Source organism: Thioclava sp. PTB-PU3-1, from assembly GCF_055666785.1.
Genome location: NZ_JBVNVL010000006.1, coordinates 132,506 through 146,946, shown reverse-complemented (window position 1 = coordinate 146,946; position 14,441 = coordinate 132,506). Strand labels below are relative to the sequence as shown.

The window sequence follows — 14,441 nt, the reverse complement described above, 5'->3', positions numbered from 1 at the left end:
TCGGCTTTTGGCGAGGTCGGGTGCAAGTAGGGAAACGGAGAACGAGAATGGATTTCGGGATCGTTGAGCTGTCACGGCTGCAATTTGCCATGACCGCCATGTATCACTTCCTCTTCGTGCCGCTGACGCTTGGTCTATCGATCATCGTGGCGATCATGGAGACGGTCTATGTGATGACCAACCGCCCCATCTGGCGGCAAATGACCAAGTTCTGGGCCACACTGTTCGGCATCAATTTCGTGCTGGGCGTGGCCACGGGCCTCACGATGGAATTCCAGTTCGGCATGAACTGGAGCTACTATTCGCACTATGTGGGCGACATCTTCGGCGCGCCGCTCGCCATCGAGGGCCTGATGGCCTTCTTCATGGAAGCGACCTTCGTCGGGTTGATGTTCTTCGGCTGGGAGAAGCTCTCGCCGGTCAAGCACATGGTCGTCACCTGGCTCGTCGCCATCGGGTCGAACTTCTCGGCGCTCTGGATCCTCATCGCCAATGGCTGGATGCAGAACCCCGTCGGAGCCCATTTCAACCCGCTGACGATGCGGATGGAGATGACCTCCTTCTTCGACGTCGTGTTCAATCCCGTCGCGCAGGCCAAGTTCGTGCACACGGTGTCGGCTGGCTACGTCACGGCCGCTGTCTTCGTGATGGGCGTGTCGAGCTGGTACATGCTCAAGGGCCGTCATTTCGAACTCGCCCGCCGCTCAATCGCGGTTGCGGCCGCCTTCGGTCTCGCCTCAGCCCTGTCGGTCGTCATCCTCGGTGACGAGTCGGGCTACGAGACGACTCACAACCAGAAAATGAAGCTCGCCGCGATGGAAGCGATGTGGGAGACCGAACCGGCCCCCGCCTCCTTCACCCTCTTCGGCATTCCCGATCAGCAAGATCGCGAGACCAAATACGCGATCCACATCCCGTGGGTGATGGGCCTGATCGGCACGCGCTCGCTGACCGAGCAGATCACCGGGATCGACGAGCTCGTCAAAGGCTCGGAAGAGCGGATTCGCAACGGTATCGTCGCCTATGACGACCTGCTGAAAATCCGCGAAGCCAAGGGCGATGTCCCGCCCGATGTCACCAAGCAGTTCAACGAAAACGTCGGCGATCTGGGCTATGCCTACCTGCTCAAACGCTACGTGGACGATCCGCGTCAGGCGACCGATGCGCAGATCAAGATGGCCGCGGATGACACCGTTCCGACGGTCTGGCCGATCTTCTGGTCCTTCCGCCTGATGGTGGCGCTTGGCTTCTCCTTCATCGCGCTGATGGTCTACTTCTTCGTCGTCTCGAACTGGAAGGGCATGCAATATCCGCGTTGGGCGCTGCGTCTGGCCGTGATCGTCATCCCCGCCCCGTGGATCGCCGCGGAACTGGGCTGGTTCACCGCCGAGTTCGGACGCCAACCCTGGACGGTGGACGGTGTGCTGCCGACGGCACTTTCGGTCAGCCATCTGTCGGTGGGCGACCTGCTGTTCACGCTGCTGGGCTTCGTGGCCTTCTACACCGTGCTCTTCGTCATCGAGATGGGTCTAATGATCAAATACATCAAAAAAGGCCCGTATCAGGATGTCGAGGTCACTCAAGAGTGGCTGCAGCGCCATGACGACCGCCTGTCCGGTCGTGACGGCAACGCCCCTGTCACCATGCCTGCGGAGTAAGAACCAATGATCCTCTATGAACTCATCCCCCTCGACGTTCTGCGCGTCATCTGGTGGCTGCTGCTGGGCGTCCTGCTGATCGGTTTCGCGCTCACCGATGGCTTCGATATGGGCGTGGGTGCCCTTCTGCCCTTCGTCGGCAAGACCGATAGCGAGCGCCGCGTGGCGATCAACACGGTCGGCCCGGTCTGGGAAGGTAACCAGGTCTGGTTCATCCTCGGCGGGGGCGCGATCTTCGCGGCCTGGCCACCCCTCTATGCGGTGAGCTTCTCGGGGTTCTACCTCGCGATGTTCCTCGTGCTCGCGGCGTTGATCCTGCGCCCCGTCGGCTTCAAGTATCGCTCGAAGCGCGACTCGGCGGCTTGGCGCAACGGCTGGGACTGGGCGCTCTTCGTGGGCGGCGCGGTGCCGGCACTGATCTTCGGCGTCGCCATGGGCAACGTCCTGCAAGGCGTGCCCTTCGAGCTCAACGACATGCTGATGCCGCTCTATCCGGGCAACTTCATCATGAAGCTGCTGGGCCTTCTGAACCCCTATGCGCTGCTGGCTGGCGTGGTGTCGCTGTCGATGCTGATGATGCATGGCGCGGCGTGGCTCTCGGTGAAGACCGAAGGCGCGGTGAAGGTTCGCGCGACCGAGATCGGCTCCGTTGCAGGCATGGTGGCCTTCGTGGCCTATATCCTCGCGGGGATCTGGCTCGCCTTCGGGATCACGGGCTACCACATCACCTCGGTCGTGCCGGACAACGGCCCCTCCAACCCGCTCTTCTCGACGGTCGAGCATAGCGGGAGCTGGATGCAGGCCTATGCGGACCGCCCCTGGATCGCGATTGCGCCGATCCTCGGCCTCGCGGGTATCGCAATGGCGGTACGGGGGCTGCGCGCCGGGCGCGAAGTCTCGACGCTGCTCTGGTCGAAACTGGGCATCTTCGGCGTGATCTCCTCGGTCGGCCTGACGATGTTCCCCTTCATCCTGCCGAGCTCGAAAATGCCCGACGCGTCGCTGACGGTCTGGGACGCTTCGTCCTCGCACCAGACGCTCTTCATCATGCTTGTCTGCGCGCTCATCTTCATGCCGCTCATCCTCGCCTATACCGCATGGGTCTATAAGGTCCTGTGGGGCAAGGTGACGGTCGAAGACGTCGAGCGCGACAGCCATACCGTTTACTAAGGAGACAGACAGATGTGGTATTTCGCATGGATCCTCGGGCTTCCGCTGGCCGCTCTGGTCGCCGTCGCCAACGCGATGTGGCTCGAGATGCAGAACGACTGCAAGATCGCCGGTGAGTGTAAGGACGACTGACCTTGCCCGGCAGACAAACGCGAAAGGCCGCCTTCGGGCGGCCTTTTTCATGGGCGGATCGCGGACACAGCGCGACGCTAGGGCAATCTGCACGCACCGCTAGCGCAAACAGTCGAAAAGACGTGACGTTTCAGGGCCAAAACGAGGCGTTTTCCCCCTGTCCCTTCGCCCTTTGCTCTTGTAACAAAATTGCCGAATGAATCCGTTCGCCGCAATTTGGCGGACTACACAAGGGAGACACGCCATGAAGGTTCTCGTGCCTGTGAAGCGCGTGATCGACTATAACGTGAAAGCTCGCGTGAAAGCGGACGGAAGCGGTGTCGATCTCGCCAATGTCAAAATGTCGATGAACCCGTTCGACGAAATCGCTGTCGAAGAGGCGATCCGTCTGAAGGAGAAGGGCGCCGTCGAAGAGATCATCGCGGTCTCCATCGGCGTGAAGCAGGCGCAGGAAACCCTGCGCACCGCGCTCGCGATGGGTGCGGATCGTGCGATTCTCGTGGTTGCCGCCGATGACGTGCAGACCGATATCGAGCCGCTGGCCGTCGCCAAGATCCTCGCCAAGGTCGTCGAGGAAGAGCAGCCCGGCATGGTGATCCTCGGCAAGCAGGCGATCGACAACGACATGAACGCGACCGGCCAGATGCTGGCGGCGCTTCTGGGCTGGGGGCAGGCGACCTTCGCGTCCGAAGTCGTGGTCGAGGGCGAGGCCGCGAAGGTCACCCGCGAAGTCGACGGCGGTCTGCAGACCATCGAGGTCAAGCTGCCCGCGATCGTCACCACCGACCTTCGTCTGAACGAGCCGCGCTACGCGTCGCTGCCGAACATCATGAAGGCGAAGAAGAAGCCGCTCGACGAGAAGACCGCCGACGACTACGGCGTCGACGTCTCGCCGCGCCTCGAAGTGGTGAAGACCACCGAGCCCGAAGCGCGTCAGGCTGGCGAAATGGTGCCGGACGTCGACACGCTGGTTGCGAAACTCAAAGAGAAGGGGGTCGTGTGATGGCCGTTCTGCTGCTGGGTGAAGTGAATGATGGCGAACTGTCGGTCGACGCGACCGCCAAGGCCGTCTCCGCCGCAAAATCACTGGGCGATGTGACCGTGCTCTGCGCGGGTGCGTCTGCCGCCGCCGCGGGGGAAGCCGCCGCCAAGATCGACGGTGTCGCGAAGGTGCTCGTGGCCGAGGATCCCTCGCTGAGCCACCGTCTGGCGGAGCCGACCGCCGCGCTGATCGTGTCGCTCGCGGGCGACTATTCGCATATCGTGGCGCCTGCCACGACCGATGCGAAGAACGTGATGCCGCGCGTGGCCGCGCTTCTCGACGTGATGGTGATCTCGGATGTCTCCGGCGTCGTCGATGCCGACACGTTCGAGCGCCCGATCTACGCGGGCAACGCGATCCAGACCGTGAAATCGAAGGACGAGAAGAAGGTCATCACCTTCCGCACCTCGACCTTCGACGCCGCCGGTGAAGGCGGTTCGGCTTCGGTCGAGACCGTCGCCATGTCGGATGCGCCCGCTCTGTCGAGCTGGATCGAAGACAAGGTCGCCGAGAGCGATCGTCCGGAGCTGACCTCGGCGAAGATCGTCGTGTCGGGCGGCCGTGGCGTCGGCTCGGAAGAGGACTTCAAGGTGATCGAAGCGCTGGCCGACAAGCTTGGCGCTGCTGTGGGTGCCTCGCGCGCCGCCGTCGACTCGGGCTTCGCGCCGAACGACTGGCAGGTCGGTCAGACCGGTAAGGTCGTGGCCCCCGAGCTCTACATCGCCTGCGGCATCTCCGGGGCTATCCAGCACCTCGCCGGCATGAAGGACTCGAAGATCATCGTCGCGATCAACAAGGACGAAGAAGCGCCGATCTTCCAGGTCGCCGATTACGGCCTGGTCGCGGACCTCTTCGACGCTGTTCCGGCGCTGACCGAAAAGCTCTGATCCTCGGAAGGGGCACTGCCCCCCGGGAGAGTTGAACCAAGTCGAAAGGGCGGGGAATTTCCCCGCCCTTTCCTGTTAGAGAAATGGCTGCAGCGCAGGCGTGAGGGCCGCGGCGATCTCCTCATGCACCAGCGGCCCCGGCACCATTTCCGCCGCAGGCTCTTCCAGCGCGGAGAAATGCATCCCCGTCGTGCCCGCACTGCGCGCCGTCACCGAAGGCTCGACCCGCACGATATCGGCCACGAGCGGCCGCAACGTCTCCACCATCGCCTCCGTCACCATCAGCGGCTCATGCCCGAGCGTGTCGCTATGCGCCGGATCGTGAAACTCGCCCAGCCAAAGCAGCAGCTTGCGCCCCTTGATCTTGGCCAGAAGCGCAGTCATCCGCTGCAGCCACGCCTCCTGCAATTCGACCTCGAGCAAGGCGAATTTCTCGGGCTCGCGTTCTTTCAATGCGCTCAGCATGTGGCGCGTGAAGTTGAACTCGGTGAAATCCACGCCGCGGAAGACCGAGCGCATCAGGCTCGACGCGCGCAGGAAGCGGTCGTTGCGCCGCGGATGCACCGCATAGAAGCGGTTCGACATGTTCTGTGCGCCGAGCAACTGGATCACCGTGACCTTCGCGGCCTCCGATGCGGCGGCCAGTTGCGGCTCGTGCAGGAACACGTCGATCCCGGCATTCAGAAAGCCGAAATTCACCACCGGCATCTCCAGCCGCGCCTCGAGCAGCGCGGGCCAAGGATGCTCCACGAATTTGCCATAGGTCTCCGTCCCGCCCATCGCGGCGATGAAATCGCCTTGCAGCGCACGGCGCGGTCCGCGGAACAGCAGTTTGGATTTCCCGTATCTGCACGGAAAGTAATCGAGGGCGCCATCGCCCGTATATTCGAAAGCCATTTTCCCACCTCAGTCTGTGTTCGACTCACCCGAGGCCAGATTGCGCCCAAAATCTTGCCAAACGGCTAATGTTAAAATGATCTCAGCCCTGCGTTTCGCTTGCATGGACCGAGCGGAGAACTATGGTCAGGGCGCAAAGCGTGAGAGGGAAAATTATGGCGATCGAGAAAGTGGGCATCGTGGGTGCTGGGCAGATGGGCAATGGCATCGCCCATGTCTTCGCGCTGGCCGGATATGACGTTCTGCTGAACGACATCAGCGACGAGGCGCTGACGAAAGCGCTCTCCACGGTCACCAAGAACCTCGATCGGCAGGTGTCGCGCGGCAAGATCTCGGAGGACGAGAAGAACACGGCGCTGAAGAAGATCACTACGACCACGAAACTGAGCGATCTGGGTCCGACCGATCTGGTGATCGAGGCCGCGACCGAGCGCGAGACGGTCAAGCAGGCGATCTTCGAAGACCTGCTTCCGCATCTCAAGCCGACGACGATCCTGACCTCGAACACCTCGTCGATCTCGATCACGCGGCTCGCCTCGCGCACCGACCGACCCGAGAAATTCATGGGCTTCCACTTCATGAACCCGGTCCCGGTGATGCAGTTGGTCGAACTGATCCGCGGCATTGCCACCGATCAGGAGACCTACAAGGCGCTGCACGAGGTGGTGGAAAAGCTCGGCAAGACCGCCGCGTCTGCCGAAGACTTCCCGGCCTTCATCGTGAACCGCATCCTGATGCCGATGATCAATGAGGCGGTCTATACGCTCTATGAAGGCGTGGGGAACGTGCGCTCGATCGACGAGTCGATGAAGCTCGGCGCGAACCATCCGATGGGGCCGCTGGAGCTGGCCGACTTCATCGGGCTCGACACCTGCCTCGCGATCATGAACGTGCTGCATGACGGGCTGGCCGATACCAAGTATCGCCCCTGCCCGCTTCTGACGAAATATGTCGAAGCCGGCTGGCTCGGGCGCAAGACCGGGCGCGGGTTCTACGACTATCGCGGTGAAGAGCCAGTGCCGACGCGCTGAACCGACGGGATAGAGGGGCGCTGCCCCTCGCGGCTTTGCCGCTCACCCCGGGATATTTTCCAAGAGCGAATACAAGACGGATCGACACCCGGCTCGGGCCGCGATTGCGGGGGAACCGGGTGTCTTCGCTCTTGCGGCCATCGGCGTCCCCGCCTGTCCCGCAAAGACAGACTGCCCCGAGTCTCGTTAAGACCGAGTAAGCGGCTTCGCTCTTTCAAAATATCCCGGGGGGCGGCGGAGCCGCGGGGGCAGAGCCCCCTCCGTCAGATGCCTTACAGCGCCAGCGTTTCCGCCCGCAGGTCCGCGAGGAACTTGCGCGGGTTCTGCAGCGCCTCGGCGATCTCGTCTGCGCTCTTCGCCGGACCAATCGCGGGGCTCTGCGGCTTGTTCAGCGCGCGTTTGATCTCATAGAGCAGCAGCCCCTGCCGCACCGTCGCGCTGAGCTTGTTGGCGATCTGATAGGCGCGCGAATTCTGCCCCGGGAAGTGGATCGGGAGCACCGAGGCGTTCGACCGGGCGAGCATTTTCGCGGTGAACGGGTTCCACTCCTGCTCGATCACCGGACCCATCAGCGTCTCGGAATGTGCCACCTGCCCCGCCGGGAACAGAACCACCACGCCGCCGCGCTTGAGCTGGGCCATGCAGGCGGCGCGCATCTTGAGACTGTCCTCGCGGGCATTGGGCTCATGCGGGAAGGGCACGGGCAGCATGTATTGCTCGACCTCGGGAATGCCGGTCAGCAGCGAGCGGGTGAGGATCAGGAAATCGTCACGCACCTGCCCGATCAAGTAGGCCAGCACCATCCCGTCCACCAGCCCGTGCGGGTGGTTCGCGACGACCACCAGCGGGCCCTCTTTCGGGATATGGGCGATCTGCTCGGGGGGCGTCGTGACATCGATCCCCATCACATCGAGCGCCTGCGGCCAGAACTCGGCCCCGACCGGGGCACCGCGTTTCTCGAACTTGCGGATCAGATGCAGAAGCTGCGCCTTCGCGGTCAGCCATTCCAAGGTGCGGATCGTGCCGACCTTGAACGGATTGGAAAACGTACCCGCATAGGACAGACGGCGCTTGTCATAGGGTCGCGATACCGCTTGCGCGGCGTCGATTGCGATGTCGCTCTCTTGGTTCATTGGGCGAACCCCCTCGCTGGGTGCGGAGCGTCACATACCTTCGCCGAATTTATCGGCCACCAATGCCTGAAGCGCATCGGCGAGCTTCTCTGCCTCGGCCCCGCTTGTCGTCACTTCAATAGTGGTTCCACGCGAAGCTGCCAACATCAAAAGCCCCATGATCGAGTCGCCCGAGACCGACTGGCCATCCTTCGCCACCGTCGCACGGGCGTCATGATCCTCGACAACCTCGACGAAACGGGCAGAGGCGCGCGCATGCAGGCCCTTCTCGTTCACGATCTCCAACTCGCGGGTCACGGACATTTCACCACTCCCGCTTGGGCATTGTAACTATTGATATATTTTCGCCCCGCATCGAGCGCGGCCTCGACCGCAGCATGGACCGCGAGGCTGCGCGATTTCGCCAGCTTAATCAGCAGCGGCAGGTTCGCACCGTAGATGATTTCGCGGTCTCGCGCCTCGCAGGCCATCAGCGACAGGTTGGACGGAGAGCCGCCGAACATGTCAGTCACAACCACGACACCGGTGCCGTCATCGACCGCATCGGCGGCGGCGCGAATCTCCGCCTGCTTGCCCGCGCGGTCGTGATCGTCCTCGATCGTGATGGCACGAATGCCGCGCTGCGGGCCCACGACATGCTCTATAGCGGCGAGATATTCGCGCGCCAGACCACCATGTGCCACGATCACGATACCGATCACGCGCCCGACCTCACCTTCGTTTCTTCGTTCTCGGCATGGCCGAGACGCTCCAATTCCCTATGACGTTTAGACACGCGCCACCCTGCTTCCGCAAGCGCTTTGGCGATGCTCTCGGTCATTGCAACCGAGCGGTGTTGCCCCCCGGTACACCCGAAGCCGACCGAGAGGTAAGCCTTGCCCTCCGCGACATAGGCGGGAAGCAGGAACAACAGCAGATCGAGCACGCGCTGGTGGAACTCCGCAAAGCGGGGATCGGCGGCGACATAATCGGCGACCGCCGCGTCACGCCCGTCAAGCGCGCGCAGCTCCGGCTCCCAATGGGGGTTGGCGAGGAAGCGGCAATCGAACATCAGATCGAGCCCGCGCTGCACCCCGCGCTTGTAGCTGAAAGAATTCACCGTGACCGAGAGCGCCTCGGTGCGGCCCGTGTCGAAGAACCGCCCGACCTCGGCGCGCAGATCATGCGGGCTCATCTCGGAGCTGTCGATCAGGACATCGGCGCGCATGCGGATCGGCGAGAGCAGGTCCATCTCCTGCGCGATGCCTGCGCCGGGGTCTTCCTCGGGCGACAGCGGATGGCGGCGACGGGTCTCGGAATAGCGCCGTTCGAGCACTTCGGGGCGCGCGTCGAGATAAAGCAGATCGAGATGCAGGTCCGGGCGTTTGGTCAGCATATCGACCAGTTCGATCAGCGCCGCGGCCGAGAAATCGCGCCCGCGGACATCGACGCCAAGCGCGACCGGACCGGTCAGATGGCCCTTGAGAAGGCGCGGCACGAGACTCAGCGGCAGGTTGACGATCGGCTCGTAGCCCAGGTCCTCCAGAGCGCCGATGGCAGTCGTGCGGCCCGCACCTGACGGGCCGGTCACCAGCACGACGCGCTGGCCAGCCTGTGCCCATACCGGATCGGATCGGGTCACGCCCATCGGCCCCCTTTCAGCCATTGCAAGATTGCCACATCAAGATGACCATGCTGCACGCGCAGCACAAGGGGCAGATTGACCCCCAACACCCTGTCTTTTCGACAGGTTGGCAAGCGTTCGACCTCTTCCCGATCGAGATCGACCAGCAGGGTGATGCGGGCCTGCGACAGGTGATCGGCGCGCAGGATACCCACGCCGCGCGCCTCGATCCGGCCCGCGATCGCCTCCGGTGCGCTTGCGATCAGCGCCCCATTTTCGGCGCGCAGATCGACCCGGTCATCGGCGACAAGTGACGCCCCCAGCGCTATCAACCGCAACGCGAGAAGCGATTTGCCGCTGCCCGAGGCGCCACGAATGAGAACGCCGCGCTCGGGGTCGAGCGCGACGGCGCTGGCATGGAGATTGGTCGAGAGGTCGTCCGACCCAGCCATTCAGCTGACCGGCAGGCCCACGACGAAACGCGCGCCCAGAGGATCGGAGGTCCGGTCGGCATCGGTGGGGCGGATATTCTCGGCCCAGATCACGCCGCCATGGGCTTCGACGATCTGCTTGGAGATCGCGAGGCCGAGGCCCGAGTGGTCGCCGAACTGCCCCTCGGGGCGTTCCGAATAGAACCGCTTGAAGACCTTGGTCAGCGCCTCTTCGGGAATGCCCGGCCCGGTATCCTCGACCACGACCAGCACGCGATTGTCGCGCTGGCGCGCCCAGACCCGCACCGCATCGCCCTCTTCGCAGAACGAGGTCGCATTGGTGATCAGGTTCACGAAGACCTGCGCCAGACGCGCTTCCAGACCCGAGATGACCACAGATTGCGACGGCAGGTCGGTGATGAAATCGACGCCCTTCTCGCGCGCCTGCTGCCCGAGGAATTCGCTGAGATTCGACACCATCTTGATCAGGTCGAACTGCTCTTCCTCTTCTTTCACCAGCTCGGAATCGAGCCGCGATGCATTGGAAATGTCACTCACCAGACGATCCAATCTGCGCACGTCGTGATCGATGACCTCGAGAAGACGGGTGCGCTGTTCGTCTTTCTTGACCATATGCAGCGAGGCCACGGCAGAGCGCAGACTGGCCAGCGGGTTCTTGATCTCGTGGGCGACGTCGGCGGCGAACTGTTCGTTCGCATCGATGCGTTCGTAAAGCGCGCCGACCATGCCGCGCATTGCGCCCGACAATCGTCCGATCTCGTCAGGTCGCGCGGTCAGGTCGGGGATGCGCACCCGGGCGGGCGCCATCTTGCGCGCGTTCTTGTCGCGCCCGATTTCGGCAGCGGCGGCAAGATCGGAAAGCGGGTTGGCGATGGTCGAGGCCAGCACCAGCGACAGCCCGATCGAGACGATGATCGCGATCACGAACATCTGCAGCACCTGCTCGCGCTCGACGCGGACCAGCGCGTCGATCTGCCCCGCAACGGAGATCAGCCCCACGACGCCCACGACGCGATCGCCCTGCCGGATCGGGGTGGCGACGGCGAAGATGGTCTCGCCGGCGGCGTTCTTCTGCGAGGCGATCTTGGTGCGGCCATCCAGCGCCGAGGGCACCAGATCGCGCACCATGTCGAGCGCGCTATCGGCGGCGGTGCCGCCACCGCGCTCGAACAGACCCGCGACCGAGTCCCAGATCTGACCGAGGAAATCGCTCAGCACGGTGGAACGCTTGTCGAAATTGAGCCCGTCGACCTCTTCGACCGGCGCGCGGTCGCCCGTGGTCGTGGTGCCAAGCAGCGCCGCACTGGGATCGAACAGGTAGAGATCGGCGCCCTCGGGCAGCTCCATCCCGCGGATCGTCGCGAGCGGGTCGAGCCCGTCTCCCGCCGCCAGATTGACCGGAGCGCCCGCCGGAAGCTGCGCCTCGAACACGTCGGCGGCCAGCTGCGCCTCGTTCACCAACCCGCCTTCGCGCTGCAGCACGAGGCTGTCACGAAACGGGTTGAGGTAGAGCACGCCGGTCACCAGCACGATCATCGCCAACAGGTTGAAGGTGATGATCTTGCGCGCCAGCGGCGAGCGGTTGAGCGAGAACATCGACCGCCGCGCCCGACCCTTGCGCAGATCGTCGTCGACGATATCGGCCGGGCCGATCCAATCCTCGCCGAGCACGACTTCCGTTTCCGGCGCGCGACGGGCGAAGTTTGAGGAGCGCTTTCGAGCCAATCCGATCTTCCCGGCAATACTCATCGACGTAGCATCACTCTTCGTTATACCGGTATCCGATGCCGTAGAGTGTCTCGATCGCCGTGAAATCATCATCGACGCTGCGCATCTTCTTGCGCAGGCGCTTGATGTGGCTGTCGATCGTGCGGTCGTCGACATAGACCTGATCGTCGTAAGCCACGTCCATCAGCTGATCGCGCGATTTCACGAAACCGGGCCGCTGCGCGAGCGCCTGAAGCAGCAGGAATTCGGTCACGGTCAGCGTGACGTCCTTGCTCTTCCAGGTCACCGCGTGGCGCAGCGGGTCCATCTCGAGCGAGCCGCGCACCATGACCTTGGTGTCTTCGGTCGAGGCGACCTCGCCGGTCGAGATCGCTTCCTGCCGGCGCAGCAGCGCGCGGATGCGTTCGACCAGAAGACGCTGCGAGAACGGCTTCTTGACGTAGTCGTCCGCGCCCATGCGCAGACCCAGAACCTCGTCGATTTCGTCGTCTTTGGAGGTCAGGAAGATCACCGGCATCGCGGTCTTCTGGCGAAGACGCTGCAGCAGCTCCATGCCGTCCATTCGCGGCATCTTTATATCCAGAACCGCCATGTCCGGGAGACGCTTGGTGAACGCGTCGAATGCAGCCTGTCCATCGTTATACGTTTCGACATCGTAACCTTCCGCCTCGAGCGTCATCGAGACAGAGGTCAGAATATTGCGGTCGTCGTCGACCAGCGCGATTCTCGACATGTCGGAATATCCCTTCACTGCTACTTTATAGTTATTACACGCATATTCCGCGTTCGTTGCCTTCAAATCAACAAAAAGCTGCGAATCACCAAGGTTTCGCGAATCATCAGAGCCAAAATTTCCGAACCTTTGACTAATTTGCCTCACCTTTCCGCGACATTTCGCCGTGATTGCGCTAAACCTAGAAATGGTTGCGCTAACTCCCCCTATCCATTCTGTTCCTTCGCAAAATTGTCATGCTATAGGCGATCCATCCGGGTAACATTGTTGCTCGGATCGGCGCTTCGAGGCCCCGACGCGCCGGGAATAACCCTGTGAACGCCGCGCGACGGCATCGGGAGCATCAGATGGACATTGGACGCGTTAACCCCGCGAAACGGCTGGAAGATCAAGGCATCGAAGGTCTCGGGAATGTCTATTATAACCTGCTGGAACCGGCGCTGATCCAAGAAGCGATCAAGCGCGACGAAGGAACGCTCGGCAAGGGTGGCGCCTTCTACTGCACCACCGGGAAACACACGGGCCGGTCGCCCAAAGACAAGTTCGTCGTGCGCACCGCCTCGGTCGAAGACAGCATCTGGTGGGAGAACAACTCCCCGATGGAGCCCGAAGCCTTCGACCGCCTCCATGCCGACATGCTGGAGCACATGAAGGGCAAGGATTACTTCGTCGAGGACCTCTTCGGCGGCGCCGATCCCGAGCATCGGCTCGACGTGCGCCTCGTGGCGGAAATGGCCTGGCACGGGCTGTTCCTGCGCACCATGCTGCGCCGCCCCGAGCGTGAGGAGCTCGACGCGTTCAATCCGGAATGGACGATCATCAACTGCCCGAGCTTCAAGGCCGATCCCGAGAAGCACGGCTGCCGCTCGGAGACCGTGATCGCGCTGAACTTCGAGAAGAAGACGATCCTGATCGGCAATACCGCCTATGCGGGTGAGAACAAGAAGGGCGTCTTCACCCTTCTCAACTACATCCTGCCCGGCGAAGGCATCATGGCGATGCACTGCTCGGCCAACCACGCGATCGACGACCCCGACGATGCGGCGGTCTTCTTCGGCCTCTCGGGCACCGGCAAGACGACGCTCTCGGCCGATCCCTCGCGCATCCTCGTGGGCGATGACGAGCATGGCTGGTCGCATAACGGCATCTTCAACTTCGAAGGCGGCTGCTACGCCAAGACGATCAACCTGTCGAAAGAAGCCGAGCCGGAGATCTACAACACCTGCTCGATGTTCGGCACCGTGGTCGAGAACATGGTGTTCGACGAGGAGACGCTGGAGCTGGACTTCAACGACAACTCGATCACCGACAACATGCGCTGCGCCTATCCGCTGCATTACATCCCGAACGCCTCGGATACCGCGATGGCGGGCCAGCCCAAGAACGTGATCATGCTGACCTGCGATGCCTTCGGTGTCCTGCCGCCCATCGCGCGGCTGACCCCGGCGCAGGCGATGTATCACTTCCTGTCGGGCTTCACCTCGAAGACCCCGGGCACCGAGGTCGGCGTGGTCGAGCCGCTCCCGACTTTCTCGACCTGCTTCGGCGCGCCCTTCATGCCGCGTCGCCCCGAGGTCTATGGCAAGCTGCTGCAAGAGAAGATCCGCGACACCGGCGCGTCGTGCTGGCTGGTGAACACCGGCTGGACTGGCGGCGCGTTCGGCACCGGCTCGCGGATGCCGATCCGCGCGACCCGTGCGCTACTGAAAGCCGCGCTCGACGGCTCGCTGCATGACGTGCAGTTCCGCAAGGATCCCAACTTCGGCTTCGAAGTTCCGGTCTCGGTCCCGAACGTCTCGGACGTGCTTCTGGACCCGCGCCGCACCTGGGACGACGCGGCGGCCTATGATGCGCAGGCGCAGAAGCTGGTGGAGATGTTCTCGGACAACTTCGCGCAATACGTGCCCTATATCGACGACGACGTGAAAGCCGCGGCGATCGGCTGATCCGCTGAACCCGGAACACGAGATTTTTA

General features: G+C 62.9%; 15 protein-coding genes. 7 read left to right on the top strand and 8 right to left on the bottom strand.

The annotated features are described in order from the left end of the window. Positions 1–47 precede the first annotated feature (47 nt). From ACZ7GB_RS16135 to ACZ7GB_RS16115, 5 genes are all read left to right on the top strand, one after another. Positions 48–1,658, top strand: a complete 1,611-nt coding sequence (locus tag ACZ7GB_RS16135) for a cytochrome ubiquinol oxidase subunit I (protein WP_472159501.1) — start codon at positions 48–50, stop codon at positions 1,656–1,658. 6 nt (positions 1,659–1,664) lie between these two features. Next, positions 1,665–2,828: a cytochrome d ubiquinol oxidase subunit II gene (cydB, locus tag ACZ7GB_RS16130; protein WP_078571214.1), complete on the top strand. Its 1,164-nt coding sequence runs from the start codon at positions 1,665–1,667 to the stop codon at positions 2,826–2,828. A 12-nt stretch (positions 2,829–2,840) separates the two neighbouring features. After that, entirely contained in the window at positions 2,841–2,960 is a 120-nt protein-coding gene (gene cydX / locus ACZ7GB_RS16125) for a cytochrome bd-I oxidase subunit CydX (protein ID WP_078521427.1), read from the top strand. 244 nt (positions 2,961–3,204) lie between these two features. Next, the gene (locus ACZ7GB_RS16120) at positions 3,205–3,963 is read left to right on the top strand and encodes an electron transfer flavoprotein subunit beta/FixA family protein (RefSeq protein ID WP_078521428.1); all 759 of its coding nucleotides are present in this window, start codon (positions 3,205–3,207) and stop codon (positions 3,961–3,963) included. Next, complete coding sequence (locus tag ACZ7GB_RS16115) at positions 3,963–4,889, top strand: electron transfer flavoprotein subunit alpha/FixB family protein (RefSeq protein ID WP_078542565.1); 927 nt, start codon at positions 3,963–3,965, stop codon at positions 4,887–4,889. The genes ACZ7GB_RS16120 and ACZ7GB_RS16115 overlap by 1 nt, the downstream gene beginning before the upstream one ends. 75 nt (positions 4,890–4,964) lie before the next feature. On the opposite strand, the gene ACZ7GB_RS16110 is transcribed toward ACZ7GB_RS16115, so the two are convergent. Continuing rightward, positions 4,965–5,786: a DUF6473 family protein gene (locus ACZ7GB_RS16110; RefSeq protein ID WP_472159499.1), complete on the bottom strand. Its 822-nt coding sequence runs from the start codon at positions 5,784–5,786 to the stop codon at positions 4,965–4,967. Positions 5,787–5,941: 155 nt separating this feature from the next. Between ACZ7GB_RS16110 and ACZ7GB_RS16105 the strand changes: the two genes are divergently transcribed. Continuing rightward, entirely contained in the window at positions 5,942–6,817 is an 876-nt protein-coding gene (locus tag ACZ7GB_RS16105) for a 3-hydroxybutyryl-CoA dehydrogenase (RefSeq protein WP_472159497.1), read from the top strand. A gap of 272 nt (positions 6,818–7,089) precedes the next feature. Here the strand turns inward: ACZ7GB_RS16105 and ACZ7GB_RS16100 are convergent, their stop codons facing one another. The 7 genes from ACZ7GB_RS16100 to ACZ7GB_RS16070 are packed head-to-tail and all read right to left on the bottom strand — an operon-like array spanning position 7,090 to position 12,466. Continuing rightward, positions 7,090–7,950, bottom strand: a complete 861-nt coding sequence (locus ACZ7GB_RS16100) for a lysophospholipid acyltransferase family protein (protein WP_472159495.1) — start codon at positions 7,948–7,950, stop codon at positions 7,090–7,092. A gap of 30 nt (positions 7,951–7,980) precedes the next feature. Beyond that, positions 7,981–8,253 (bottom strand): HPr family phosphocarrier protein, encoded by a 273-nt coding sequence (locus tag ACZ7GB_RS16095; RefSeq protein WP_075776868.1) that lies wholly within the window; start codon positions 8,251–8,253, stop codon positions 7,981–7,983. Next, positions 8,244–8,651 carry a PTS sugar transporter subunit IIA gene (locus ACZ7GB_RS16090; RefSeq protein ID WP_075776867.1) on the bottom strand — a complete coding sequence of 136 codons (408 nt, stop codon included), beginning with the start codon at positions 8,649–8,651 and terminating at the stop codon, positions 8,244–8,246. Before ACZ7GB_RS16090 ends, ACZ7GB_RS16095 begins: the two co-directional genes overlap by 10 nt. Beyond that, a complete protein-coding gene (gene rapZ, locus ACZ7GB_RS16085; RefSeq protein WP_078521438.1) occupies positions 8,648–9,577 on the bottom strand; it encodes an RNase adapter RapZ in 930 nt (309 codons plus the stop codon). The genes ACZ7GB_RS16090 and rapZ overlap by 4 nt, the downstream gene beginning before the upstream one ends. After that, positions 9,568–10,005, bottom strand: a complete 438-nt coding sequence (locus ACZ7GB_RS16080; RefSeq protein ID WP_472159493.1) for an HPr kinase/phosphorylase — start codon at positions 10,003–10,005, stop codon at positions 9,568–9,570. The genes rapZ and ACZ7GB_RS16080 overlap by 10 nt, the downstream gene beginning before the upstream one ends. After that, positions 10,006–11,754 carry a sensor histidine kinase gene (locus ACZ7GB_RS16075; protein ID WP_078549402.1) on the bottom strand — a complete coding sequence of 583 codons (1,749 nt, stop codon included), beginning with the start codon at positions 11,752–11,754 and terminating at the stop codon, positions 10,006–10,008. Positions 11,755–11,764: 10 nt separating this feature from the next. Beyond that, positions 11,765–12,466: a response regulator transcription factor gene (locus ACZ7GB_RS16070; RefSeq protein WP_078521444.1), complete on the bottom strand. Its 702-nt coding sequence runs from the start codon at positions 12,464–12,466 to the stop codon at positions 11,765–11,767. Between the two features lie 347 nt (positions 12,467–12,813). On the opposite strand from ACZ7GB_RS16070, the gene ACZ7GB_RS16065 reads away from it, so the two are divergent. Next, on the top strand, positions 12,814–14,412 hold the full coding sequence (locus ACZ7GB_RS16065) for a phosphoenolpyruvate carboxykinase (protein WP_472159492.1): 1,599 nt from the start codon (positions 12,814–12,816) through the stop codon (positions 14,410–14,412). The last annotated feature ends 29 nt before the right edge of the window (positions 14,413–14,441 follow it).

Coding starts and splice junctions, on each gene's coding strand:
- ACZ7GB_RS16135 (WP_472159501.1), top strand. CDS start 48: ATGGATTTCGGGATCGTTGAGCTGTCACGGCTGCAATTTGCCATGACC.
- cydB (WP_078571214.1), top strand. CDS start 1,665: ATGATCCTCTATGAACTCATCCCCCTCGACGTTCTGCGCGTCATCTGG.
- cydX (WP_078521427.1), top strand. CDS start 2,841: ATGTGGTATTTCGCATGGATCCTCGGGCTTCCGCTGGCCGCTCTGGTC.
- ACZ7GB_RS16120 (WP_078521428.1), top strand. CDS start 3,205: ATGAAGGTTCTCGTGCCTGTGAAGCGCGTGATCGACTATAACGTGAAA.
- ACZ7GB_RS16115 (WP_078542565.1), top strand. CDS start 3,963: ATGGCCGTTCTGCTGCTGGGTGAAGTGAATGATGGCGAACTGTCGGTC.
- ACZ7GB_RS16110 (WP_472159499.1), bottom strand. CDS start 5,786: ATGGCTTTCGAATATACGGGCGATGGCGCCCTCGATTACTTTCCGTGC.
- ACZ7GB_RS16105 (WP_472159497.1), top strand. CDS start 5,942: ATGGCGATCGAGAAAGTGGGCATCGTGGGTGCTGGGCAGATGGGCAAT.
- ACZ7GB_RS16100 (WP_472159495.1), bottom strand. CDS start 7,950: ATGAACCAAGAGAGCGACATCGCAATCGACGCCGCGCAAGCGGTATCG.
- ACZ7GB_RS16095 (WP_075776868.1), bottom strand. CDS start 8,253: ATGTCCGTGACCCGCGAGTTGGAGATCGTGAACGAGAAGGGCCTGCAT.
- rapZ (WP_078521438.1), bottom strand. CDS start 9,577: ATGGGCGTGACCCGATCCGATCCGGTATGGGCACAGGCTGGCCAGCGC.
- ACZ7GB_RS16080 (WP_472159493.1), bottom strand. CDS start 10,005: ATGGCTGGGTCGGACGACCTCTCGACCAATCTCCATGCCAGCGCCGTC.
- ACZ7GB_RS16075 (WP_078549402.1), bottom strand. CDS start 11,754: ATGAGTATTGCCGGGAAGATCGGATTGGCTCGAAAGCGCTCCTCAAAC.
- ACZ7GB_RS16070 (WP_078521444.1), bottom strand. CDS start 12,466: ATGTCGAGAATCGCGCTGGTCGACGACGACCGCAATATTCTGACCTCT.
- ACZ7GB_RS16065 (WP_472159492.1), top strand. CDS start 12,814: ATGGACATTGGACGCGTTAACCCCGCGAAACGGCTGGAAGATCAAGGC.